Below are 21,312 nucleotides of genomic sequence, written 5' to 3'. Positions count from 1 at the left end.
CTACCTTCCTCCAGCACTATTTGCAGAACAATTCAGCAAACAGCTGCAGGCGGCTTGAAACAAGAGTGTCCGCTATTGACAGTACACCTCAGTCCTTGCTGTTCCTGGTGATAAGTGGCACTTGATGCGACAAGGCTGTTGCAGCAATGATTGCGTCGGGGAGCTTGATTTTTGGCGGCGTCATTAAGCTCTTGCCGCGAATGGCAATTGTGCTCTCTATAACCTGTAGGTCTATATGTAGCACAATGAATTCAGACAGCACGGCTTCAAGGACTGGAGTGTCCTGCGGGCGCGTAGTAACACCGGAAAGCAGCTCCATGTAGGTGATGACGCTGATCGCTGGATTGTCGTAGTTTCCGAGCTCGACGGTTGCCTCGTGAACGCCGTTGAGCATATCGACAAAGATATTTGTATCGAAGAGAATCAACGCCATTCATCCCTCAGTTGATCCTGGTATTCGACACCATCTTGAGGAATGTCGGCGCGGTTCTTCCACAATCCTTCGGCCGCCTTAAGGGCAGCCATCCGCCGACAGCGACGTTCCTCAAGCGCTGAGCTTAAGTCGGCCTGGTCTACGGCATCTTGAACGGGGTCCATCAGCCTCTCCCATTGCGCAAATCTGTTACTACTAGTGTAGCGCAGTCGTTTTCCGATGTCGTCTTCCGTTTGGATTTTTGCAATTGTCCTGAGAAATCGCAAGGAACTCCCGTCGACCAAGGAGTTCAAATCCGTGGCTCCCCTCCGGCCGAAGTAATGCAACTGTGGCGGCTTATGACTGGCAAGGTGCATGACGTATCGCTACGGTGTGGTCTTGGGAGGAAGTGCTGATCGGGACGTCCGGTCCATTTCCGGTCTCGTTCGCAACAAGGAGAAGCGTTGTGGTGGATGGAGGAGGGCTGTCCGTGTCTGATATTGGCTCACGATTTAGATGCGATGGTAAAGGACAACCCTGAGTACTTCACCTTTGATTCCGTCGCAAGCGGAATCGAGGAAATTAAGGATTTCCAGACTGCTGGTGTGGTTGCGTTTGCCCGAGGCACCCCGTTTGTCTCGATGCAATCGGGCTCGCTGAGCGTAGCTGGTCAGCGCTTTAAGGTCGACAAGCCACAGCTCGATCAGAATCGCGATATCGTTGGAGCTCTAGCCGCCAAGTTTTGGTGATCGGCAGAGCGTGTGGTAGTGGCGGAAAAATCGAGAAGTGTGCAGGGAGGGCGGGACTACTGCCCCTCAGCGAAGCAAGCGACCAGAGAGCGACCAGAAACAAAAAAGCCCACGAACCGAAATTCGTGGGCTTCTCTGCGTATCTTGGTAGGCCGTGCGGGGCTCGAACCTGCGACCAACGGATTAAAAGTCCGCTGCTCTACCAACTGAGCTAACGACCCAAGGTTCCTCTATTCGAATGGTAGGCCGTGCGGGGCTCGAACCTGCGACCAACGGATTAAAAGTCCGCTGCTCTACCAACTGAGCTAACGACCCGTCGAAAGAAGAAGCGAGATTATAGGCTGGACCGGCCCAGCTGTCAAATGCTCGCCAGAACTTTTTATTTGCCTTTCAGACGATCCTTGGCCGTGGCGGCGGCAGGCGTACCGGGGTAGTTCTTGATCAGGTCCTGTAATGTCTTTTTGGCATTGTTCGCCGCCTTCAGCTCGGTCTGGCAGCTGGCGATGTTCAGCATGGCGTCCGGCGCCTTCTGGCTGTCCGGCCAGGTCTTCACAACGACTTGCTGCGCCGAGATGGCGTTCTTGCAGTCGCCCTGGGCGTAGTAGGCGTTGCCCAGCCAGTACTGGGCATTGGAGGCATAGGCCGAGGCGCCGAAGCGCTTCACGAAGTCCTGCAGTGCGCTGGCGGCACCTTTGTAGTCGCCGCTCTTGAACTGCGCCATCGCCGTGTCGTAGGCGTTCTGTTCATCCATATTGACCGAGGAGGTCTGGCCGTCGATGGTCACCTGGCGCGGCTCGAGCTTTTTCAGGCGCGCGTCGAGGTCGGTGTAGTAGTCCTTCTGGCGCTTTTGCGCCACCTGGATTTCGTTCAGCAGGATTTCGGTTTGGCCGCGCAGGCGTGCAACTTCTTCGCGGAGCTGGTCCTGTTGCGAGATCATGTCCAAGGTCGCGCTCTTGTCGGTCTTGGTATCGATCAGGTTCTTCAGGTCCGCTTCCAGCTTGGCGACTTTGGACTTCAGGTCCATGATGGCCTTGCGCGCTTCGTCATCGTCGAACAGGCCGGCGGATGCGGTCAGGGGCAGGGTGGCAGCGAACAGGGCTGCCATCAGGGCAGACTTGGTGAATTTCATTTTTCTTCCTTGCACAAAAAAAGAAATGGGGCAGGGCGCAGTATAAACTGCGCGCTGCCCCTTGTGCGGCATTGTTAAGCTAGTGGATTACTTAGCTTTGTAAACGATGTCGGCACGGCGGTTTTGCGACCATGCTTCTTCGTTGTGGCCTTCTGCCTTAGGCTTCTCTTCGCCCAGGGACACGGCTTCCATGCGCGCTTCCGGCACGCCCAGGGCGGCCATCGACTTGCGCACTGCTTCAGCGCGCTTCTGGCCCAGGGCCAGGTTGTACTCGGAGCCGCCGCGTTCGTCGGTGTTACCTTGGATCAGGATGGCGCGCTGGTTTTTGCCCAGGTAAGCAGCGTGGTTCTGCACCACTTCTTTGCCATCTTCACGCACGACGTAGCTGTCGAAGTCGAAGTACACGGAACGGTTGGCCAGCTTGCCGCCTGGGATGTCCAGTTCGTCAACTTCGGCTTTCACTGGTTCCACGGCGCGCTGCTCAACCACTTTTGGCTGTTCAACTGGCTTCTCAACGACTTCAACTGGCTTTTGTGGAGCTGGTGGGGTCGAGCAAGCTGCCAGCATGGCGGCGGTACCGATGATGAAGGCTACGTGTTTTACGTTACGCATTTTTATTTCTCCTGGTCGTTAAAGGTGCTACTTCTCTTACTTCTTTACTTCTTCACTTCATGAAAGGGCCCCAAGTGGGTTCCTTGATATTGCCCGCCTGAATACTCAAGCGCTGCTTAACCCGGCCGTCTGTCGATGCCACTGCCAGCGAGCGGCGGCCGCCGTTCTGAGTGGCGTACAGAATGTACTTGCCATTCGGAGCGAAGCTTGGCGAATCGTCGCTGGTGGTGTCGGACAGGCGTTGCTCCTGGCGGGATTCCAGGTCCAAGGTGAACAACTGGAAGGCGCCGCCATCGCGCCGCGAAATATAAGCCAGCGTTTTGCCGTCTGCGGAAACGCGCGGGCTGATATTGTACGAGCTGCCGAACGTCATGCGCTGGGCTTCGCCCCCGTTGACGCTCATGCGGTAAATCTGCGGGCCGCCGCTGCGGTCGCTGGTGAAATAGACGTACTGGCCGTCGGCGCTGAACTGCGGTTCGGTGTCGATGGTGCTGCCGTTGGTCAGGCGATGCAGGCCGCTGCCGTCGGCGTTGGCGATAAAGATCTGCGTGTTGCCGGTCTTGGACAGTGCCACGGCCAGGCGCTTGCCGTCCGGCGACCAGGCCGGCGCGGAGTTGTTTCCCTTCTCGTTGGCGACCACGGTGCGCTGGCGGGTGACCAGGTTCTGCACGTACACGACCGGCTTGCGCTGTTCGAACGAAACGTAGGCGACCTTGGTGCCGTCCGGCGACCAGGCCGGCGAAATGATCGGCTCGGTCGAAGTCAGGGCAGGGATCACGTTCTCGCCATCGGCGTCCGCCACTTCCAGGCGGTATTGCTTGCCTTGCTGGACCACGTAGGCGATACGGGTCGAGAAGATACCTTTGAAGCCGGTCAGCTTTTCATAGATATCGTCGGCCAGCTTATGGGCTGCCAGGCGGCCGTATTGGTTCGGCACCTGGGTTTTCAGCGCCGACAGGTCCTTGCCCTGGGTGGAGATCAGGCGGTACTGCACCTCGAAATAGCCATTCCCGGCGGGCTGCACTGCGCAGGCGGCCAGGGCCTCGACGCCGAGCGACTTCAGGCTGGTGGCGTCGACCTGGGTCAGGTTGGTGGTCGGCGTGACGTCGATGATCTTGAACATGCCGCTGCGGATCAGGTCGGCCTTGATGACTTCCGAGATCTGGGCTGGAGCCGCGGCTTCGTTTGCGCATGGGCCGATGGCCACAGGGATCTGGTTGCTGCCCACGCCGGAAATTTCGACGCGCAGCTGCGCCTGTGCCGACAGCGCGAACGCCGTGCCGGCCATTACGAACATCAATTTAGCTTTGTTCATCATTCTCAAAATCCTTATTGCCGCATTTCCTTGAGTTTGAAGGTCGCCGTAATCTCACGCTCTACGCTGCCATCCTTGCGCTTGGGAAGCGGGGAGGCATTGCGGATCGCGTTTTCGATCGCGGTATCGTACGCCGGAACGCCGCTCGATTTCACTTTACGGACGCCCAATACTTCACCGGTCGGCAGCTGGGTGATTGTGTAGACGGCTTCGACATCGTCCTGGCCTGGGTAGTTCAGGAAGCTTCGGATTTTCGTCACAATCGCAGCTTTATAGCCGTCGTCCAACCGCGGAGCGGTGGACCGGGCTGCCGTGCCGGTGGAGCCGGCTGCGGCCGAACCCATAATGCGCTGCATTTCTGCAGCGCGGGCTTTGGCCAGCTTTTCCTTCTCTTTCAGTTCAGCCTGCTTCTTGGCTTTTTCTTCTTCCAGCTTTTTGAGCTTGTCTTGCTGATCCAGGTCGGCCAGGCGCTTCTTCTCGTCTTCCAGCTTCTTCTTCAGCTCGGCCAGCTTCTTGTCTTCCGCGTCTTTCTTTTCTTTCTCTTTCTTCTTCTTTTCCAGCGCGATATCCGGTTCCTTCGGCAGTGGCCTTGCCACTTCCGGCGGCGGCGCCACTGGCTCCGGTTCGCGCGCAGGCGGCTCCGGCTCGGGTTCGGGCGCCGGTTCAGGTGCCTTTGGCGCGGCCATTTGCGTCGTTACATCCCAGATCTCGGCATCGACACCGGTCGGATCATTATTCCAGCGAATGCCCACCCACAGGAACGCAAACAGCACGCCATGCATTACCACTGCGAGCGCAAACGCACGGCTACCGCCGTGCCGTTTGGGCACACGGTAAGGTCCGCCTGCATCTGCCATCGTCATTGCCATGCCTTACTTTGCCGCCAAGCCAACGCGGTTAATCCCCATCTTCTTCGCTTCGGAAATCAGCTGGATCACATCGTCGTACTTGCTTTCCTTGTCGCCGGCGATCATCACCGGGTATTCGGGATAGTGTTCATGCAGGGCGCGCAGCTTGCGCACCAGGGCGTCGCGGTTCGGCTCGGTTTCCGGCGCTTCGGCCGACTTGCCGGCGATGCCGATGGACAGCGAGCTGTTCGGCTTGACCTGCACCATGATGTAGGCATCGGGCGCGCGCGAGGCCTTGTCGGCGTGCGGCAGGTCGATCGAGCTCGGGTTGTTCGAGGTCGGCATCACCATGAAGATGATCAGCAGGCAGAGCATCACGTCGATGTAAGGCACGACGTTGATCTCGGACTTCAGTTTGCGGCCGCCGCGGCTGCCGCGCATGCTGCTGGAGAAGGAGGAAGCCATCTTCAGTTTCGCCTTTTAACGGGACTGGCGCTGCAGGATGTTCGAGAACTCTTCAACGAAGCTCTCGAAGCGGATCGCCAGGCGGTCAATATCGTGCGAGAAGCGGTTGTATGCCACCACGGCCGGGATGGCGGCGAACAGGCCGATCGCGGTCGCGATCAGCGCTTCGGCAATACCGGGCGCCACAGCCGACAGGGTAGCCTGCTGCACATTGGCCAGGCCGCGGAAAGCGTTCATGATGCCCCACACGGTACCGAGCAAGCCGATGTAAGGGGAGACGGAACCGACCGAAGCCAGGAACGCCAAGTGCGCTTCCAGGGCATCCATCTCGCGCTGGAAGGCGGCGCGCATGGCGCGGCGGGCGCCATCGAGCACATCGCCCATATTCATATCGCGGCTGGTGGCCGCGGCTTGCTTGCCTTTGATGAACTCACCCATGCCGGCTTCGAAAATGCGGGCCAGGGCGCCGCTGCTGGCGCGGTTATTGCCGGCGCTGGCGTGCAGCGCATGCAGGTTGCCGCCGGCCCAGAAGGTCTTCTCGAATTCGATGGTCTGATTGCGCGCGCTGCGCACATCAAACAGCTTCTTGAAAATATAGGTCCAGCTAATGATGGATACCGCCAGCAGCAGCGCCATGATCAACTGAACGATCAGGTGCGCGTTGGTGATGAGGGCGATGAAAGAAAGGTCTTGGGTGACGTTCATTGTTTCTCAATCTAATTATTGTGCGCGCATGCGGGCCGCAACGGCATCCGGCACGGCGCGTGGGCGCAGGGCTGAATCGACGCAGCCAACCTTCACGTGGGCAGTATTCAGCAGGCGGTCGCCGCACCACGCCTCCTGTTCAAACTGGATCGAAGCGCGGCCCAGTTTAGCAATACGAAGCGTCAATTTTATTACATCGTCCAGTCGTGCCGGCGCTTGGTAGTCCGCGCTGACATTTTTGACAACAAACATCGCGTCGTGATCGCGCAGCAGGATGTCCTGGTTAACGCCGAGGGAGCGCAACCATTCAGTGCGCGCGCGCTCGAAGAACTTCAAATAGTTCGCGTAATAGACAATTCCGCCGGCGTCCGTGTCCTCATAATAGACGCGGACTTCCCAGGTGAACTCAGACGACATAGATAGAATAGCTACTAAGTGAGAATCGGCAACATTTTACGTCAAATGAAACGGCCCAGTCGCAAATTGCACAATCCAGTAACAATTGCTTACGGTTTTCCCTTACCAGAGCGGCGGCATTTTAGCTGCGTTTGATGGCAAATGGCGAGAAACCTTGGCACGTCGGCATTAATTCTATTGAATTCACATTGATGTGTTGTGGCAATGTTGCAATCCAGAAAGCCGTGTGCGCGATATCGTCGGCGGTCAGCGGGGTGGTGCCCTCGTAGACCTTGGCCGCAGCCGCATCATCCTTCAGGCGCACGTTGGAGAATTCGGTGCCGCCGCACAGTCCGGGCGCGATATTGGTGGCGCGCACGCCGGTGCCGATCAAGTCGGCACGCAGGTTCAAGGTGAACTGCTCGACGAAAGCCTTGGTGGCACCGTAAACATTACCGCCCGGGTAAGGATAAGCGCCGGCGACGGAGCCGAGGTTGATGATGGTGCCGCGGCCGCGCTCCACCATGCCAGGCAAGACGGCGCGGGTAATGGTAACCAGGCCGGTGCAATTGGTGGCGATCATGGTTTCCCAATCGTCCAGCGAAGACTCCTGGGCGCCTTTGACGCCAAGGGCCAGGCCGGCGTTATTAATCAGGACGTCGATTTCCTGCCAGCCAGCGGGCAGGGTCGCCAGGGCGGAGTGGATAGCGTCCTTGTCGGTCACATCGAGTGTAACCGGCAGCAAGTTCGGACCAAGTTCGGCGGTCAAGGCTTGCAAGCGTTCGGCACGGCGGCCGGCGGCGATCACCTGATGGCCGTTGTTGACGAAAACGCGCGCCATCGCGGCGCCAAAACCAGCGGTAGCGCCGGTAACTAACACGATCATGGTCGAACTCCCAATGTTAACGAGAGGGATTGTATGCCGAAATCCGGGGTCAGGTCTGTCATTTGGACAGGTAGCGCTAACGTTTGAGCTTTCTCAATACGCGAAAACAGCCGAAATCGCGTATTGAGAAATGTCAAAGAAGCTGCTTGCGTGTCCAAATGACAGACCTGACCCCGAATCTAGGTGAAAGCGGCACAACCGTTGCCCTTAACTCATACTTAACATACAATCTTGGCTCCATTACGGTCTCACGTAACTGGCGAAAAACCGGCCCGGCGCTTGCGCTGCCGGCGAGAGGTGGGCAACCACCGGGGAACGTGAGATTTCAAACAGCCGTTCGCCTGGGCAGCCACGATGGAATGCACGATTCGGCTGCCCTGTCACTTTTGGCTCCCGATTCGATCCAATCTGCCTTAAAAACTGGAGTAATTTCATGTTCGCAAAAGATCACACCCTCGCCAACGTCGACGCGGAGCTGTTTGCCGCCATCCAGAACGAGAACAAGCGCCAGCACGACCACATTGAGCTGATCGCCTCGGAAAACTACACTTCGCCAGCCGTGATGGAAGCCCAGGGCTCCCAGCTGACCAATAAATACGCCGAAGGCTACCCAGGCAAGCGCTACTACGGCGGCTGCGAGTACGTGGACGTCGTCGAGCAACTGGCGATCGACCGCGTGAAGCAGCTGTTCGGCGCCGAAGCGGCCAACGTGCAGCCGAACTCCGGCTCGCAGGCTAACCAGGGTGTGTTCTTCGCGGTCCTGAAGCCGGGCGATACCATCATGGGTATGTCGCTGGCCGAAGGCGGCCACCTGACCCACGGTATGGCGCTGAACATGTCCGGCAAGTGGTTCAATGTGGTGTCCTACGGCCTGACCGCGGAAGAGGACATCGATTACGACGCGATGGAAGCCCTGGCCAAGGAACACAAGCCTAAGCTGATCATCGCCGGCGCTTCGGCTTTCTCCAAGAAGATCGATTTCGAGCGCTTCGCCAAGGTTGCCAAGGCTGTCGGTGCTTACTTCATGGTTGACATGGCCCACTACGCCGGCCTGATCGCCGCCGGCCTGTACCCGAACCCGGTGCCGCACGCCGACTTCGTGACCTCGACCACCCACAAGTCCCTGCGCGGTCCGCGCGGCGGCATCATCTTGATGAAGGCTGAGCACGAGAAGATCATCAATTCCTCGATCTTCCCTGGCATCCAGGGCGGTCCGCTGATGCACGTGATCGCCGGCAAGGCCGTCGCCTTCAAGGAAGCGCTGTCGCCTGAGTTCAAGGCTTACCAGGAACAGGTCGTGAAGAACGCCGACGTGCTGGCCAAGACCCTGATCAAGCGCGGCCTGCGCATCGTCTCCGGCGGTACCGAGTCGCACGTGTTCCTGGTCGACCTGCGCGCCAAGAACCTGACCGGCAAGGAAGCCGAAGCGATCCTGGGCCAGGCGCACATGACCTGCAACAAGAACGGTATCCCGAACGACCCGCAGAAGCCTTTCGTGACTTCCGGCATCCGCTTGGGTTCGCCAGCCTTCACCACCCGCGGTTTCAGGGAAGCCGAGGCGGAAGAAGTGGGCAACCTGATCGCCGACGTGCTGGATAACCCGCACGACGCGGCAACCATCGAGCGCGTGAAAGCCGCGGTCAAAGTGCTGGCAGACAAATTCCCTGTTTACGCCTAAGCACGCGGTTGGTACTATCGAGGCGCCGGATCGAAAGGTCCGGCGTTTTTTCATTCAATAAGAAGAGTCCATCAATCCATGAAATGCCCGTTTTGCCAGCACGATGATATCCAGGTCCTCGACACCCGCGTGTCGGAGGAAGGGGACGCCATCAAGCGGCGCCGGCGCTGCGTGAACTGCGACAAGCGTTTCACGACTTGGGAGCGGATTGAGTTGACCATGCCGTATGTGGTCAAGAAAAACGGCAGCCGCACCGAGTATTCTGCCGACAAGCTGCGCGCCAGCCTGATGCTGGCCTTGCGCAAGCGCCCTGTAGCTGCCGAGGCCGTCGACAAGGCGGTGTCCTCCATCGAAGAAAAGCTGCTGACCAGCGGCCAGCGCGAAGTCGATTCCGGCTTCGTCGGCGAGCTTGTCATGCAGGAGCTCAAGCGCCTCGACAAAGTGGCGTATATCCGCTTTGCTTCCGTCTACAAGAACTTCGAAGACCTGGCTGAATTCCAGGACGCGATCGAAGCAGTTGGTGACGGTCAAGAGCTCAAACCCAAGGCTTGATATTTCTCAAACCCGCCGTCCCGCTGCTGTCTAACTTGAACAGCAGGGGAGGGCTGCGCCATGCGTCGTGCGGCGATGGGATTTACAATGGTGGAAGTGCTGGTTGCCGTGTTGCTGCTGGCCGTTGGGCTGGTGGGCGCGCTGGCGATGCAGGCACATGCCATGCGCACGCGACAGGAATCGGCCCTGCTGAGCGAAGCCCTGCAGGCCGCCGCCACACTCGCTGACCATATCCGCGCCAACGCCGCGCAGTCTTCCGCTTACCTGGGGTTTGCGTTCGACGCCACGCAAGCCGGGGCGTTGTCCGGCGCCCCGGCCTGCGCTGCCACACCCTGCGATGCTGCGGCTCTGGTTCGGTACCAGCTGGATGAATTCCGGCGGCAGCTTGCGGCCTCGCTGCCTTCGGCCCGTGCGCGGGTTTGCCGCGACGCCGCGCTCGCCGCGGATGGGCAACTACACTGGCCTTGCTCCGGCGACGCTGCGGCGCCGCTCGTCATCAAGATCGGCTGGCGAAGCCGCACTCCCGGCGGCGCCAGTGATGCGTCGACGGCCATGCCCGGCATCGCGCTGCCAGTGGCGCTGCCGCTCGCTGGAGGCGTACCTTGAGCGCGCGCCAGCGAGGATTGGCGCTTGCCGAGGTGCTGGTTGCCATGGCGCTCAGCCTGCTCGTCGCCTTGGCCGCGGCCTCGCTCCTGCACGTGTCGAACGGCGACTTCCTGCACAACGGCGCCAATACCCGCCTCGATGACAGCGGCCGCTTCGCAATGGCGATCATTACGCAGGCATTGCGCCAGGCCGGCTATCCCGGCGAACCGGGCGCTGCAGCCGCGGGTGTTGCGCCGCTGGCCCTGGAGGGGCGCGATAACGCCGGTGTGGCGACAGACGCTGACGGTCTCGGCGTGCCTTTGCCCGCAATTAATCGCAGCGACGCGCTGGCCATTCGCTACGCGCCAACGGCGATCGCGGGTGCCGAAGGCGGTGGCGCCATGCTCAATTGCGCGGGCTTTCCCAGTGCCGCCGGTGAATGGGCATGGAGTATCTTCTACCTGGCGCAAGCCAGTGATGGCGTGGCCGAGCTGCGGTGCAAGTACAAAGGCGCTCATGCCTGGGGCTCCGACGCAGTGATCCGCGGCGTCGATGCGTTTCATGTCGTCTACGGCATCGACACCGATACGCCGCGCGACAACATCCCCAATCTCTACCTCACCGCCAGCGATATCGACGCCCGCGACGCGGCTCTACCCGCCGCCGAGAAAGCGATGCGGCCTAGCTGGCGCCGCGTGGTCTCGGTTCGCGTCGCGCTGCTGTTGCACGGGGAGCGCGCATCGCGCCCCGGTAGCCTGTTGGGAAGCTACAGATTGCTGCCGGGCGCCGACCCCGCCGCCCGCATCGACGAAGTCAGCCTGCCGGCGGCCATGCAGCGACGTGCACGCCGCATGTTCGCCGCGACCGTTGCGTTGAGAAACCTGTAGGGACGGCTGCCATGCACGCTTACCAGCGCGGCATCACGCTTCCCGTCACGATGCTGCTGCTGTTGACGGCGCTGACGATTGGCGCATCGGCGGCGCAGATGGCAATGCTGGGCGAGAAGGCCGCCCGGGCAGAGCGGGACCGCCTGATTGCCTTCCAGGCTGCGGAGGATGCACTGATGGATGCAGAACGCGATATCAATGCTGGCCTGGGCCAGCCGCTCGACGTCCTATCCCCGGAGCCGAACGGCACAGCGCCAGCCTGGCAGGTGGTCGATCTCGCCGGCAGCGGCGGAACGGAATATGGGGCGCTCACCGGCGCGCGGATGGATGCGGGACAGGGCGCCTTGCCATTCCGGCGGCCGCGCTACCTTGTGGAGCGTGTCGCCTACACGCCCGCCGGCGCACCGCCCGCGCATTACTACCGCGTCACCGTGCTGGGATTCGGGCCGCGACCGGGCGCGGAGACTGTGCTGCAAGCCAGTTATGTGCCGGCGACGCCCGTTCGCCGTTACAGCTGGCGCGAAATCATGGACTGGCAGGCGCTGCACAAAGCCGCAGGCGGCGAGGGTGCGCCATGAGACGGCGCGGTTGCCGGGGTGAGAGCCTCTTGGGCGTGCTGGTGGCCATTGCCATCGCGGCGGCGCTGGCAGCGGTCGCTGTCCCGGTCTGGAGCGGGGCCGTGGTGCGCCTGCGCCGCAGCGAGGCGCAGGCCACCCTGCAGGAGTTGATGCAGCAACAGGAGCGCCATTTCACGCGCTTCAACAGCTACGTCGCCTTTTCGGCCAACAATCTGGCTGCCGCGGCCGGCGAGTTCCGCTGGTGGTCTGGCAGGGCGGCGCATTCCAGTGCGTACGAGCTGGAGGGCAAGGCCTGCGATGGCCAGGAAATCCGCGACTGCATCCAGCTTGTCGCCACTCCCGGCACGCTCAATGTCGACAGCAGCTTCAAGGATCCGCAATGCGAACGCCTCATTCTCACCAGCAGCGGTCTCCACCTCGCCACCGGCCCGGCGCAAAACTGCTGGCGTTAAGCGCGGCGACGCGCCGGCCCGCCTTCACGCTGCTGGAGCTGTTGATCGCCCTCGCCATCCTGTCCATCCTGTTCGCCTCCGCGCTGCCTGACATGAGCCGCGAACTGACCGGGCGCCAGCTGCGCGCCGCCTCCGCCGACCTGCTGGCGGCGATCAATGAGACCCGCGTCCAGGCGATTTCCCAGCGCCGGGTTGTCACGCTGCTGGCCAAGGACGGCGATCTGCAGCGAGGCTGGCTGATTGTCGTCGACAGCAACGCCAACCGCAGTGCCGATGAGAGCGAGCAGGTGCTGGCCAGGCATATGCCGCCCCCCGGGCGCCTGGCTGTCAGGGCCAGTTTCACCGACACCACGGCACCGTTTTACGTCGCATATAATGTAGCAGGACGCAGCTGCCGGGCCGGCCATCCGAATGCCGCCAACTTTGGCACCATTACCCTTGAACTGGCCGGCGAGCAGCGCAATATCAAGATCAATATGCAGGGCAGGGCGCGGCTATGCGACCCGGCCCTGGAACCGGCAACCTGCGCAAGCATATGAACATCAACAGCGATCTCGAAGGCATGCAGCTGGCCTTGCAATGGGCGGAAAAAGGCCTGTTCACCACTTCCCCGAATCCACGCATCGGCTGCGTGATTGTGCGCGATGGTGTGGTGATCGGCGAAGGCGTGACGCAAGCCCCAGGCCAGGATCATGCCGAAGTGCAGGCCCTGAAAGACGCCAAGCGCCGCGGCCACGACGTGCGCGGTGCCACCGCCTACGTCACGCTGGAGCCTTGCAGCCACCATGGCCGCACCCCGCCTTGCGCCGACGCCCTGGTGCGCGAAGGACTGGGCCGGGTGGTCGCGGCGATGGAAGACCCGAATCCGCTGGTCGCCGGCAATGGCATGGCGCGCCTGTCCGCCGCCGGCATCGAGGTCGCCAGCGGCCTGCTGGCCGAGCAAGCCTATGAGATGAACATCGGCTTCTTCCACCGCATGCGCCGCAGCCTGCCGTGGGTGCGCATGAAGACCGCCGCCAGCCTGGATGGTATGACAGCCCTGCACAATGGCCAGAGCCAGTGGATCACCGGCCCGGAAGCGCGCGCCGACGGCCACGCCTGGCGTGCCCGCGCCTGCGCCATCCTGACCGGCATCGGCACGGTCAAGGCCGACGACCCGCAGCTGAATGTGCGCGCCGTCGAAACGCCGCGCCAGCCGCGCCGCATCGTGGTCGACAGCAAGCTGGACATCAGCCCGCAGGCGCGCGTGCTGGAAGGGGGGGGCACCTGGATCATCGCCGCCGCCCATCATCCGGAAAAGGAAGCCGCCTTGCGCGACAAGGGCGCCGAAATCATCGTCTTGCCCAATGCCCACGGCAAGGTCGACCTGCCAGAACTGATGCGCGAGCTGGGGCGCCGCCAGATCAACGAACTGCATGTGGAGGCCGGCGGCAAGCTGAATGGCTCCATGATCCGCGAAGGCTGCGTGGATGAGCTGCTGCTCTACCTGGCGCCAACCCTGCTGGGCGATGCGCAAGGCATGTTCGCCTTGCCGGCGCTGACCGAGCTGAGCGGAAAGCACAGTCTGAAATTTCACGAGGTGAAGCAAGTCGGCGCCGATTTGCGTATCCTTGCCCGATTCAACACTCATTAAAGACCACTATGTTTACTGGAATCGTCGCCGCTGTCGGCAAAATCAACACCGTAACCCCGCTGGAAGGTGGCGCTGACGCAGGCGTGCGCCTGGACGTGGACGCCGGCGGCTTGCCGATGGCCGACGTCGGCCTGGGCGACTCGATCGCACTGAACGGCGCCTGCATGACGGTGGTCGAGAAAACCGCCACGGGCTTCACCGTCGACGTTTCGCGCGAAAGCCTGAACAAGACCGTCGGCCTGGACACCACCACGGAAGTGAATCTGGAAAAAGCGCTGACCCTGGCCGAACGCCTGGGCGGCCACCTGGTTTCCGGCCACGTTGACGGCCTGGGCGTGGTGCGTAAATTCGAGCCGGTGGGCGAGTCCCACGAGCTGGTGATCGAAGCACCGCGCGAGCTGGCGAAATACCTGGCCTACAAGGGTTCGGTGGTCGTGAATGGCGTGTCGCTGACCGTCAACCGCGTCAACGATACGCCTAGCGGCTGCGAGTTCTCGATCAACCTGATCCCACACACCATTCAGGTCACCACGCTGAAGCACCTGAAAGCGGGCTCGAAGGTCAATCTCGAGATCGACCTGATCGCGCGCTATGTGGAGCGGATGCTGTCGCTGAACGCCGCTGCTTGATCCGACCGGGCTTTCTTCCTCGTTTTCCTCAAATGGGGGCGCTATTTTGCCGGCCGCAGGCGCAGCTTATTTCAAACGCCTGTAATTGAGCCTTTCGAATCGCCGGGACGCGAGGCGCCCCGGCGAGTGGATTACAGCAAGGTGGTGCTGAGGGTGATATTGGTGTTCAGGACTTTGGACACCGGGCAGCCCATCTTTGCCTTATTGGCAAGTTCCTCGAAGGTGGCCTTGTCGGCGCCTGGAATTTTGGCCCGCAGGTCGAGGTGGATGGCGGTGATGGCGAACCCGTCCGCGACCTTATCAAGAGTTACCTCAGCCTTGGTTTCCATCTTTTCGGCGGTCAAACCCGCCTCGCCCAGGATCAGCGACAGCGCCATGGTGAAGCAGCCCGCATGCGCGGCGCCGATCAATTCCTCCGGATTGGTGCCCGGTTTGCCCTCGAAGCGGCTGGAAGAGCCGTAAGGCGCGCTTTGCAGGGCGCCGCTCACGGTGCTGATCGCGCCACGTCCATCCTTGATGCCGCCGCTCCAGACGGCCGAACCACTGGTCTTCATCGCTGCCTCCTTCAGGGTGGGGAAGTGGACCAGTCTAGGCCAAAAAGCCTAAAGGCGGCGCTTCAGGGGCGGTTTTGCTCCAAATCCTTTAAAATAGCGGGTTAACAAAGAAACGCTCTGTGCCTCACATCAAAGGAAAAAATATGTCCATTTCCAGCACCCAAGAAATCGTCGACGAACTGCGCGCCGGTCGGATGGTGATCCTGGTCGATGAAGAAGACCGCGAAAACGAGGGCGACCTGGTGCTGGCGGCCGAACACGTCACGCCGGAAGCGATCAATTTCATGATCAAGCACGCGCGCGGCCTGGTCTGCCTGACCTTGACAGAAGAGCATTGCAACCAGCTCGACCTGACCATGATGACGGCCAAGAACGGCACCTCGTTCGGCACCAACTTCACCGTGTCGATCGAAGCGGCGGAAGGCGTCACCACCGGCATTTCGGCCGCCGACCGTGCCAAGACCATCCAGGTGGCCGTGGCCAAGGGCGCCAAGCCGACCGATATCGTGCAGCCGGGCCACATCTTCCCGCTGCGCGCGGTGCCGGGCGGCGTGCTGATGCGCGCCGGCCATACCGAAGCGGGCTGCGACCTGACTGCGATGGCGGGCCTGATGCCGGCTTCCGTGATCTGCGAGATCATCAAGGACGACGGCACCATGGCACGCCTGCCGGAGTTGCTGGAATTCGCCAAGGAACACGGCCTGAAGATCGGCACGATCGCCGACCTGATCCACTACCGCAGCCAGAACGAATGCATGGTGGAGCGCATCGCCGAACGTCCGCTGCGCACCGCGCACGGCGATTTCCGCATGATCGCTTTCCGCGACAAGCCAAGCGGCGCCGCCCACCTGGCCCTGGTGCACGGCGATATGGCGCCAGGCAAGGAGTCGCTGGTGCGCGTGCACCAGCCCGTTTCCATCCTGGACCTGCTGGAAACCGAAGCCACCACCCACTCCTGGAACGTGTCGTCTTCGCTGAAGGCGATCAAGGCGTCGGAGCAGGGCGTGATGGTGCTGCTGAACTGCGGCGAAACCGCCGAGCAACTGTTCGGCCAGCTGGAAGCGCTGGACAAGAACGTACGCCCGACCGGCCGCGCCGCCAGCATGGACCTGCGCAGCTATGGCATTGGCGCGCAGATCCTGCGCGACCTTGGCGTACGCAAGATGCAGCTGCTGGCCAGCCCGCGCAAGATGCCTTCGATGACCGGCTTCAATCTTGAAGTCACCGGCTACATGGCCAAACCTGCCGCTTAACTGAATAAACGCGGCTGATAACCGATAACCTGAGAAAGAGGTACACCATGACCGTAGCAACCTACGAAACCAACCTGTCCGGCGAAAACCTGCGCATCGGTATTGTGCAAGCGCGCTTCAATGAAGACGTTTGCCACGGCCTGCTGTCGGCCTGCCTGCAAGAACTGAAGAACCTGGGCGTGGAAGACGAAGACATCCTGCACGTGACCGTGCCGGGCGCGCTGGAAGTGCCGCTGGTGCTGCAAAAGATGGCTGAGTCCAACCAGTTCGACGCGCTGATCGCGCTGGGCGCGGTGATCCGCGGCGAGACCTACCACTTCGAGCTGGTGTCCAATGAATCCGGCGCGGGCATCACGCGTGTGGGCCTGGACTACAGCATCCCGATCGCCAATGCTATCCTGACCACTGAGAACGACGAACAGGCGGAAGTGCGCATGGCCATCAAAGGCGCCGACGCCGCCCGCGTCGCCGTCGAAATGGCCAACCTGTCGATCGCCCTGGAAGAGCTGAACCAGGATCAGGGCGACGACGAGTAATTCAACAAGAAGGTAAGAATATGACTGACAATATGACGCACGCCAACCCAAGCAAGAACCGCACGCCGCGCCACCGCGCGCGCGAATTCGCGCTGCAGGGTCTGTACCAGTGGCTGCTGAACAATGAAGACGCGACCAAGGTCGTCAACAATATCCGCAGCGCCCATGGCTTCGACAAGGCGGACGGCGAGTACTTCGCCGACCTGCTGCGCGGCACCATCAAGCAATCGGTCGAGCTGCGCGAAGAATTCACGTCGCTGGTTGATCGCGGCGTGGGCGAGCTGTCCCCGATCGAGCACGCCGTGCTGCTGATCGGCGCGTACGAGCTGAAGAACCACGTCGAGATCCCTTACCGTGTCGTGATCAACGAAGCGGTGGAACTGACCAAGTCCTTCGGCGGGATTGACGGCCACAAGTACGTCAACGGCGTGCTGGACAAGCTGGCCGCCCAACTGCGCGCCGACGAAGTGGCGGCGGACAAGAAGCGCTAAGCAGCCTCGCGCAGCAGCCGTAGCATGCAATGCCCTCCCTTGCGGAGGGTAATTTGTTGTCCCCCGTGGGGTCAGGAAGAAAAGTGGACAATGTCCACTTTTCTTCCTGACCCCACGGGGGACTTTTATTTAGGCGAAGAAAAAGCCACCCGTGGGTGGCTCGGTGCTGGGGCCGCTGGCGATTACAGGCCGGCCAGCTTGTCCGCGCTGATCTGCTTGTCGGCTTGGGCGACGGTGGTCGGCGCTTCCTTCGGTTTCGCCGGGGCAGCGGCGGAGGCCATCTGCGGCGGGGTGATGTATGGCACCTTCTTGCCTTCGGAGACCTGCTTCAGGCGCGAGTATTCGGCCAGTACGCGGGCGCCATAGCCGTCATCGGATTCGAACGCGGCCGCGCCGACATACGATTTCAGGCCGGCTTCCACGGAGCCGCCTTTGGCCACGTAATCCCGCAGGATCATGGCGCCGACGCGGATATTGGCCACCGGGTTCAGCGCGGCCTGTACGCCGCCCATTTCCTGGAATTTGTCGGTGTGCACCTTGGACATCACCTGCATCAGGCCTTGCGCGCCCATCGGGCTTTCGGCGAACGGGTTCAGGCCCGATTCAATCGCCATCACGGCCAGGATCAGCAGCGGATCGACCTTGATTTCACGAGAGGTCAGGTAGGCGGTCGAGACCAGCATATTGGTCGCATCGCCAGCCACGCGGTAGCGCTTGGAGAGCCAGTTGGTGACGGCTTCCTGCTGCTTTTTGGAGCCGAGGAAGGCCTTTTCTTCGGCGCTGATGGCTTCTTCGGTCGCGGTGGCGATGACAAGGGCGGCCGGACGCGTTGCCGGGCCTTCCATCAGCGAGGACAGCGGCGGCGCCACAACAACCTGCGCTACCGCCGGCGGCTCGCCGCGCAGGGCGTTGGCCAGTTCGGAAGCCAGTTCAGGACGCGCCACCATGGCGCAAGCCATGACCAGTGCTGCGATGCCGAAAAGACTCAGCATGGACTGAGCCGCGGTCAGCAGGCCGCGTGCCGAAATGCTCTGCGTGGCAATCCACGCGGCGGGCTGGCGAGCCCACAGACGGGCGCCAAGCAGCAGCCCATTGAAACGATTGTTCATTCAGAACTCCCCTGAAATGTAAGAGTCAAAACGCGTCCCCGCCGCGTGAAAACCGCGGTCAATTCGACGTGCCATAGTCGTTACATCAGTGTTATCTTCGCCCACCGCCGCACATGTCGCACGGTATTGGTTGGACGCCATCATTGTTTGCCTGAGCTGGCCGGTCTATTGGGGGCCAGTTGCAACACAACTTTTTTTCCGGGGTTAGAGGCAGACGCCTCGTGAAAACACTCCTTAAAATGTCTGTGGAGCCCGGATTCTCCGTGAATGTAATGAGCAACAACATAGTTGGCATAATGGCCATGTGCTCATCAAGTAGGTCAAATTGTAGGAGGCGTAATATATCCCGTCAATACTAACAAACACGTTCTTTATTACTTTTGAGTATAGCTTTCTCGTGAATACATTAGCAAAAACCAATAAAATCAACGACTTGACCAAAAGTACTCACACGACCTGTTCGAAGCAAAAAAATCGTAAAAAAGCATGAAATATCGCGATCTTCGGGATTTTATTTCCCAACTGCAAGCCATCGGCGAACTTAAGCGCACAACTTTGCCGGTTTCACCACACCTGGAAATGACCGAGGTGTGCGACCGCACCCTGCGCGCCGGCGGACCCGCCATCCTGTTTGAAAAGCCGGCCGGTTTCGATATGCCGGTGCTGGGCAACCTGTTCGGTACGCCGCGCCGGGTGGCGCTGGGGATGGGCGCCGACGATGTGAGCGAGCTGCGCAAGATCGGCCATGTGCTGGCGCAGCTGAAGGAGCCCGAGCCGCCGAAGGGCTTCAAGGATTTGATGGGACTGGGCTCCCTGGTCAAGGCGGTGTGGGATATGGCGCCGAAAGAGATGCGCGGCGCGCCTTGCCAGGAGATCGTCTGGGAGGGCAAGGATGTGGATCTGAGCCGCCTGCCGATCCAGCATTGTTGGCCCGGCGATGTGGCGCCCCTGATTACATGGGGCCTTGTGATTACAAAGGGCCCCAATAAGAAGCGCCAGAACCTGGGTATCTACCGCCAGCAGGTGCTGGGTCCGAACAAGGTGATCATGCGCTGGCTGGCCCATCGCGGCGGCGCGCTGGACTTCCGCGAGCATTGCATCCGCAATCCGGGGCAGCCTTATCCTGTCTGCGTCGCTTTGGGCGCCGACCCGGCCACCATCCTCGGCGCCGTCACGCCGGTGCCGGACAGCTTGTCGGAATACCAATTTGCCGGCCTGCTGCGCGGTAGCCGCACCGAGCTGGTCAAGGCGATCGGCAGCGAGCTGCGGGTGCCGGCCTCGGCGGAGATCGTGCTGGAAGGCCATATCTACCCGGACGAAAACCATCCGTCCGGTTACGAGCATGGCCTGGAAGGGCCGTATGGCGACCACACCGGTTATTACAATGAGCAGGACTGGTTCCCGGTCTTCACCATCGACCGTATCACCATGCGGCGCGACCCGATCTACCATTCGACCTACACCGGCAAACCGCCGGACGAACCGGCCGTGCTGGGCGTGGCGCTGAATGAGGTGTTCGTGCCGCTGCTGCAGAAGCAGTTCAGCGAGATCACCGACTTCTACCTGCCGCCGGAAGGCTGCAGTTACCGGATGGCGGTGGTGCAAATCCGCAAACAGTACGCCGGCCACGCCAAGCGCGTGATGTTCGGGGTGTGGAGCTTCCTGCGCCAGTTCATGTATACCAAGTTCATTATCGTGGTGGACGAGGACGTGAATATCCGCGACTGGAAAGAGGTGATCTGGGCGATCACGACGCGCGTCGATCCGACCCGCGATACCACCCTGGTCGACCATACGCCGATCGATTACCTGGATTTCGCTTCGCCGGTCAGCGGCCTGGGCAGCAAAATGGGCATCGACGCCACCAATAAATGGCCGGGTGAAACCAGCCGCGAGTGGGGGACGACCATCGCCATGACGCCCGAAGTGAAGGCACGCGTCGATGATATTTGGCAGCAGCTCGGTTTATAGCCTATAATTGCCGCCGGGCGGGCCCCTGCGCATTGTGGCACGGTTAACCTGGTCAGGTCGGGAACGAAGCAGCCAAAGCTGTTCACCGCAAGTGCCGCAGATCAGGCTCGCCTCCTGAATTCCTAAAAAGGGACGTACACACTCTCCGGTTTGCCGGAGCGCGCGTAGGTCCCTTTTTTCCTTCTTACTCGCTGTCGAGCTCGGCTTTCAGCGGGCGTATGGACACTTCGATCACCGGGTTTTCCTTGAGCAGGGCGGCATCGGGCGCCAGCCGGATGGCGTTGGCGGCGTCGCTGAGGTAGCGCTTGGTGCCGTTTTTCGACTGGATCGTCAGTTGGGCGGGCTTGTCGAAGATGAGGCGGACCGCCGTGATCTTCGAAGCGAACCAGTTGACATACCCAAAGTAGCCCGAAAGCTTCTTCATGGCGCCATTGCCTTGGGCGATGCTGCCCATCAGGCCGTTATACGACCATTGCGTGCCTTCCGGGATCACGGCATCGAGCTTGTAGGCCACGCTGATCTTTTCCCCTTTGGGCAGCGTGGTCAGGACCTTGGCGTTTTCGGCCAGCCATTGCTGGTCCGGCGCCATGCGCAGGTGGGCGGCTTCGTCCAGCGGCAGGGCGGTGCGCGTGCCGGCATGGAGCACCGTCAGATTCATGTCGGCGGCCTTGAATTTCGGGTTGACCGGCTCCAGCTCCAGGTAGAAATCCAGCTTGTCGCGCTCGGCCTGGGGCAGGGCGAAATAGCGGTCCTGCCGGATCAGGTCGACGAACTTCTTATAGGTGATCCATTCGCGTTCCTGGGCCTGGGCCAGGCTGGCGGCGGCCAGCAGCGAGATCAGAAGGAGCTTTTTCATGGTTGCATGGTTGCAAAAAAGGAAAAGTGTA

At 61.0% G+C, this 21,312-nt stretch carries 27 protein-coding genes, 2 tRNA genes, 1 other RNA gene and 1 riboswitch; of the genes, 15 read left to right on the top strand and 15 right to left on the bottom strand.

The features are described from left to right. Positions 1–88: 88 nt before the first annotated feature. Both H597_RS32090 and H597_RS35090 read right to left on the bottom strand, forming a co-directional pair. On the bottom strand, positions 89–433 hold the full coding sequence (locus H597_RS32090; protein WP_035374988.1) for a PIN domain-containing protein: 345 nt from the start codon (positions 431–433) through the stop codon (positions 89–91). Then, the gene (locus tag H597_RS35090) at positions 424–597 is read right to left on the bottom strand and encodes a hypothetical protein (RefSeq protein WP_154668225.1); all 174 of its coding nucleotides are present in this window, start codon (positions 595–597) and stop codon (positions 424–426) included. The genes H597_RS32090 and H597_RS35090 overlap by 10 nt, the downstream gene beginning before the upstream one ends. A 336-nt stretch (positions 598–933) precedes the next feature. On the opposite strand from H597_RS35090, the gene H597_RS0122345 reads away from it, so the two are divergent. Continuing rightward, on the top strand, positions 934–1,161 hold the full coding sequence (locus tag H597_RS0122345) for a hypothetical protein (protein WP_211232075.1): 228 nt from the start codon (positions 934–936) through the stop codon (positions 1,159–1,161). Between the two features lie 145 nt (positions 1,162–1,306). On the opposite strand, the gene H597_RS0122340 is transcribed toward H597_RS0122345, so the two are convergent. The 10 genes from H597_RS0122340 to H597_RS0122295 all read right to left on the bottom strand — a co-directional run bounded on the left by H597_RS0122340 (position 1,307) and on the right by H597_RS0122295 (position 7,517). Then, a tRNA-Lys gene (locus tag H597_RS0122340) sits at positions 1,307–1,382 on the bottom strand. Positions 1,383–1,400: 18 nt separating this feature from the next. After that, a tRNA-Lys gene (locus H597_RS0122335) sits at positions 1,401–1,476 on the bottom strand. Positions 1,477–1,540: 64 nt separating this feature from the next. Continuing rightward, positions 1,541–2,290, bottom strand: a complete 750-nt coding sequence (ybgF, locus tag H597_RS0122330; protein ID WP_035374874.1) for a tol-pal system protein YbgF — start codon at positions 2,288–2,290, stop codon at positions 1,541–1,543. 87 nt (positions 2,291–2,377) lie between these two features. Continuing rightward, the gene (gene pal / locus H597_RS0122325; RefSeq protein ID WP_028104071.1) at positions 2,378–2,902 is read right to left on the bottom strand and encodes a peptidoglycan-associated lipoprotein Pal; all 525 of its coding nucleotides are present in this window, start codon (positions 2,900–2,902) and stop codon (positions 2,378–2,380) included. 52 nt (positions 2,903–2,954) lie between these two features. After that, positions 2,955–4,226 (bottom strand): Tol-Pal system beta propeller repeat protein TolB, encoded by a 1,272-nt coding sequence (gene tolB / locus H597_RS0122320; protein WP_083941233.1) that lies wholly within the window; start codon positions 4,224–4,226, stop codon positions 2,955–2,957. 5 nt (positions 4,227–4,231) lie between these two features. Then, positions 4,232–5,080 carry an energy transducer TonB gene (locus H597_RS0122315; protein WP_028104069.1) on the bottom strand — a complete coding sequence of 283 codons (849 nt, stop codon included), beginning with the start codon at positions 5,078–5,080 and terminating at the stop codon, positions 4,232–4,234. Positions 5,081–5,089: 9 nt separating this feature from the next. After that, complete coding sequence (locus tag H597_RS0122310; protein ID WP_229632226.1) at positions 5,090–5,530, bottom strand: biopolymer transporter ExbD; 441 nt, start codon at positions 5,528–5,530, stop codon at positions 5,090–5,092. A gap of 15 nt (positions 5,531–5,545) precedes the next feature. Beyond that, entirely contained in the window at positions 5,546–6,235 is a 690-nt protein-coding gene (tolQ, locus tag H597_RS0122305; RefSeq protein WP_028104067.1) for a protein TolQ, read from the bottom strand. 15 nt (positions 6,236–6,250) lie between these two features. Next, positions 6,251–6,652 (bottom strand): tol-pal system-associated acyl-CoA thioesterase, encoded by a 402-nt coding sequence (ybgC, locus tag H597_RS0122300; protein ID WP_051294020.1) that lies wholly within the window; start codon positions 6,650–6,652, stop codon positions 6,251–6,253. A 121-nt stretch (positions 6,653–6,773) separates the two neighbouring features. Beyond that, the gene (locus H597_RS0122295) at positions 6,774–7,517 is read right to left on the bottom strand and encodes an SDR family NAD(P)-dependent oxidoreductase (protein ID WP_028104065.1); all 744 of its coding nucleotides are present in this window, start codon (positions 7,515–7,517) and stop codon (positions 6,774–6,776) included. Between the two features lie 242 nt (positions 7,518–7,759). Then, positions 7,760–7,871: riboswitch (ZMP/ZTP riboswitch) on the top strand. A gap of 79 nt (positions 7,872–7,950) precedes the next feature. Here H597_RS0122295 and glyA point away from each other — a divergent pair. From glyA to H597_RS0122250, 9 genes are all read left to right on the top strand, one after another. After that, complete coding sequence (gene glyA, locus H597_RS0122290) at positions 7,951–9,195, top strand: serine hydroxymethyltransferase (protein ID WP_028104064.1); 1,245 nt, start codon at positions 7,951–7,953, stop codon at positions 9,193–9,195. 78 nt (positions 9,196–9,273) lie between these two features. Beyond that, complete coding sequence (gene nrdR, locus H597_RS0122285; protein ID WP_028104063.1) at positions 9,274–9,747, top strand: transcriptional regulator NrdR; 474 nt, start codon at positions 9,274–9,276, stop codon at positions 9,745–9,747. Positions 9,748–9,807: 60 nt separating this feature from the next. Then, a complete protein-coding gene (gene pilV / locus H597_RS0122280) occupies positions 9,808–10,353 on the top strand; it encodes a type IV pilus modification protein PilV (protein WP_028104062.1) in 546 nt (181 codons plus the stop codon). Further along, positions 10,350–11,219 (top strand): PilW family protein, encoded by an 870-nt coding sequence (locus tag H597_RS0122275; RefSeq protein WP_028104061.1) that lies wholly within the window; start codon positions 10,350–10,352, stop codon positions 11,217–11,219. Before pilV ends, H597_RS0122275 begins: the two co-directional genes overlap by 4 nt. An 11-nt stretch (positions 11,220–11,230) precedes the next feature. Beyond that, positions 11,231–11,797 (top strand): pilus assembly PilX family protein, encoded by a 567-nt coding sequence (locus H597_RS32085; RefSeq protein WP_083941232.1) that lies wholly within the window; start codon positions 11,231–11,233, stop codon positions 11,795–11,797. Further along, on the top strand, positions 11,794–12,249 hold the full coding sequence (locus H597_RS0122265) for a type IV pilin protein (RefSeq protein ID WP_028104060.1): 456 nt from the start codon (positions 11,794–11,796) through the stop codon (positions 12,247–12,249). Before H597_RS32085 ends, H597_RS0122265 begins: the two co-directional genes overlap by 4 nt. Next, the gene (locus H597_RS0122260) at positions 12,177–12,788 is read left to right on the top strand and encodes a GspH/FimT family protein (protein WP_083941231.1); all 612 of its coding nucleotides are present in this window, start codon (positions 12,177–12,179) and stop codon (positions 12,786–12,788) included. Before H597_RS0122265 ends, H597_RS0122260 begins: the two co-directional genes overlap by 73 nt. Then, entirely contained in the window at positions 12,785–13,882 is a 1,098-nt protein-coding gene (gene ribD / locus H597_RS0122255; protein ID WP_028104058.1) for a bifunctional diaminohydroxyphosphoribosylaminopyrimidine deaminase/5-amino-6-(5-phosphoribosylamino)uracil reductase RibD, read from the top strand. The genes H597_RS0122260 and ribD overlap by 4 nt, the downstream gene beginning before the upstream one ends. An 8-nt stretch (positions 13,883–13,890) precedes the next feature. Then, positions 13,891–14,511, top strand: a complete 621-nt coding sequence (locus tag H597_RS0122250) for a riboflavin synthase (protein WP_028104057.1) — start codon at positions 13,891–13,893, stop codon at positions 14,509–14,511. Positions 14,512–14,642: 131 nt separating this feature from the next. Here the strand turns inward: H597_RS0122250 and H597_RS0122245 are convergent, their stop codons facing one another. Further along, positions 14,643–15,065 carry an OsmC family protein gene (locus H597_RS0122245; RefSeq protein ID WP_028104056.1) on the bottom strand — a complete coding sequence of 141 codons (423 nt, stop codon included), beginning with the start codon at positions 15,063–15,065 and terminating at the stop codon, positions 14,643–14,645. Between the two features lie 143 nt (positions 15,066–15,208). Between H597_RS0122245 and ribBA the strand changes: the two genes are divergently transcribed. The 3 genes from ribBA to nusB are packed head-to-tail and all read left to right on the top strand — an operon-like array spanning position 15,209 to position 17,345. Continuing rightward, on the top strand, positions 15,209–16,318 hold the full coding sequence (ribBA, locus tag H597_RS0122240; protein ID WP_028104055.1) for a bifunctional 3,4-dihydroxy-2-butanone-4-phosphate synthase/GTP cyclohydrolase II: 1,110 nt from the start codon (positions 15,209–15,211) through the stop codon (positions 16,316–16,318). 47 nt (positions 16,319–16,365) lie between these two features. Further along, complete coding sequence (gene ribH / locus H597_RS0122235; protein ID WP_028104054.1) at positions 16,366–16,854, top strand: 6,7-dimethyl-8-ribityllumazine synthase; 489 nt, start codon at positions 16,366–16,368, stop codon at positions 16,852–16,854. A gap of 20 nt (positions 16,855–16,874) precedes the next feature. Next, positions 16,875–17,345, top strand: coding sequence for a transcription antitermination factor NusB (nusB, locus tag H597_RS0122230; protein ID WP_028104053.1), 471 nt, complete (start codon positions 16,875–16,877; stop codon positions 17,343–17,345). 182 nt (positions 17,346–17,527) lie between these two features. Here nusB and H597_RS0122225 read toward each other — a convergent pair whose 3' ends face one another. Further along, positions 17,528–18,454: a lytic transglycosylase domain-containing protein gene (locus H597_RS0122225; protein WP_028104052.1), complete on the bottom strand. Its 927-nt coding sequence runs from the start codon at positions 18,452–18,454 to the stop codon at positions 17,528–17,530. A gap of 486 nt (positions 18,455–18,940) precedes the next feature. On the opposite strand from H597_RS0122225, the gene ubiD reads away from it, so the two are divergent. Both ubiD and ffs read left to right on the top strand, forming a co-directional pair. After that, entirely contained in the window at positions 18,941–20,425 is a 1,485-nt protein-coding gene (ubiD, locus tag H597_RS0122220) for a 4-hydroxy-3-polyprenylbenzoate decarboxylase (RefSeq protein WP_028104051.1), read from the top strand. A 16-nt stretch (positions 20,426–20,441) separates the two neighbouring features. Next, positions 20,442–20,540: signal recognition particle sRNA small type (ffs, locus tag H597_RS34330), an RNA gene on the top strand. 69 nt (positions 20,541–20,609) lie between these two features. On the opposite strand, the gene H597_RS0122215 is transcribed toward ffs, so the two are convergent. Next, entirely contained in the window at positions 20,610–21,281 is a 672-nt protein-coding gene (locus H597_RS0122215; RefSeq protein WP_028104050.1) for a hypothetical protein, read from the bottom strand. Between the last annotated feature and the right edge of the window lie 31 nt (positions 21,282–21,312).

The sequence above is a fragment of the Pseudoduganella violaceinigra DSM 15887 genome, assembly GCF_000425385.1.
In the GTDB taxonomy this organism is placed as follows: Bacteria; Pseudomonadota; Gammaproteobacteria; order Burkholderiales; family Burkholderiaceae_D; genus Rugamonas; species Rugamonas violaceinigra.
The sequence above is the reverse complement of the archived record's forward strand: the minus strand, read 5'-3'. Positions and strand labels throughout refer to the sequence as shown.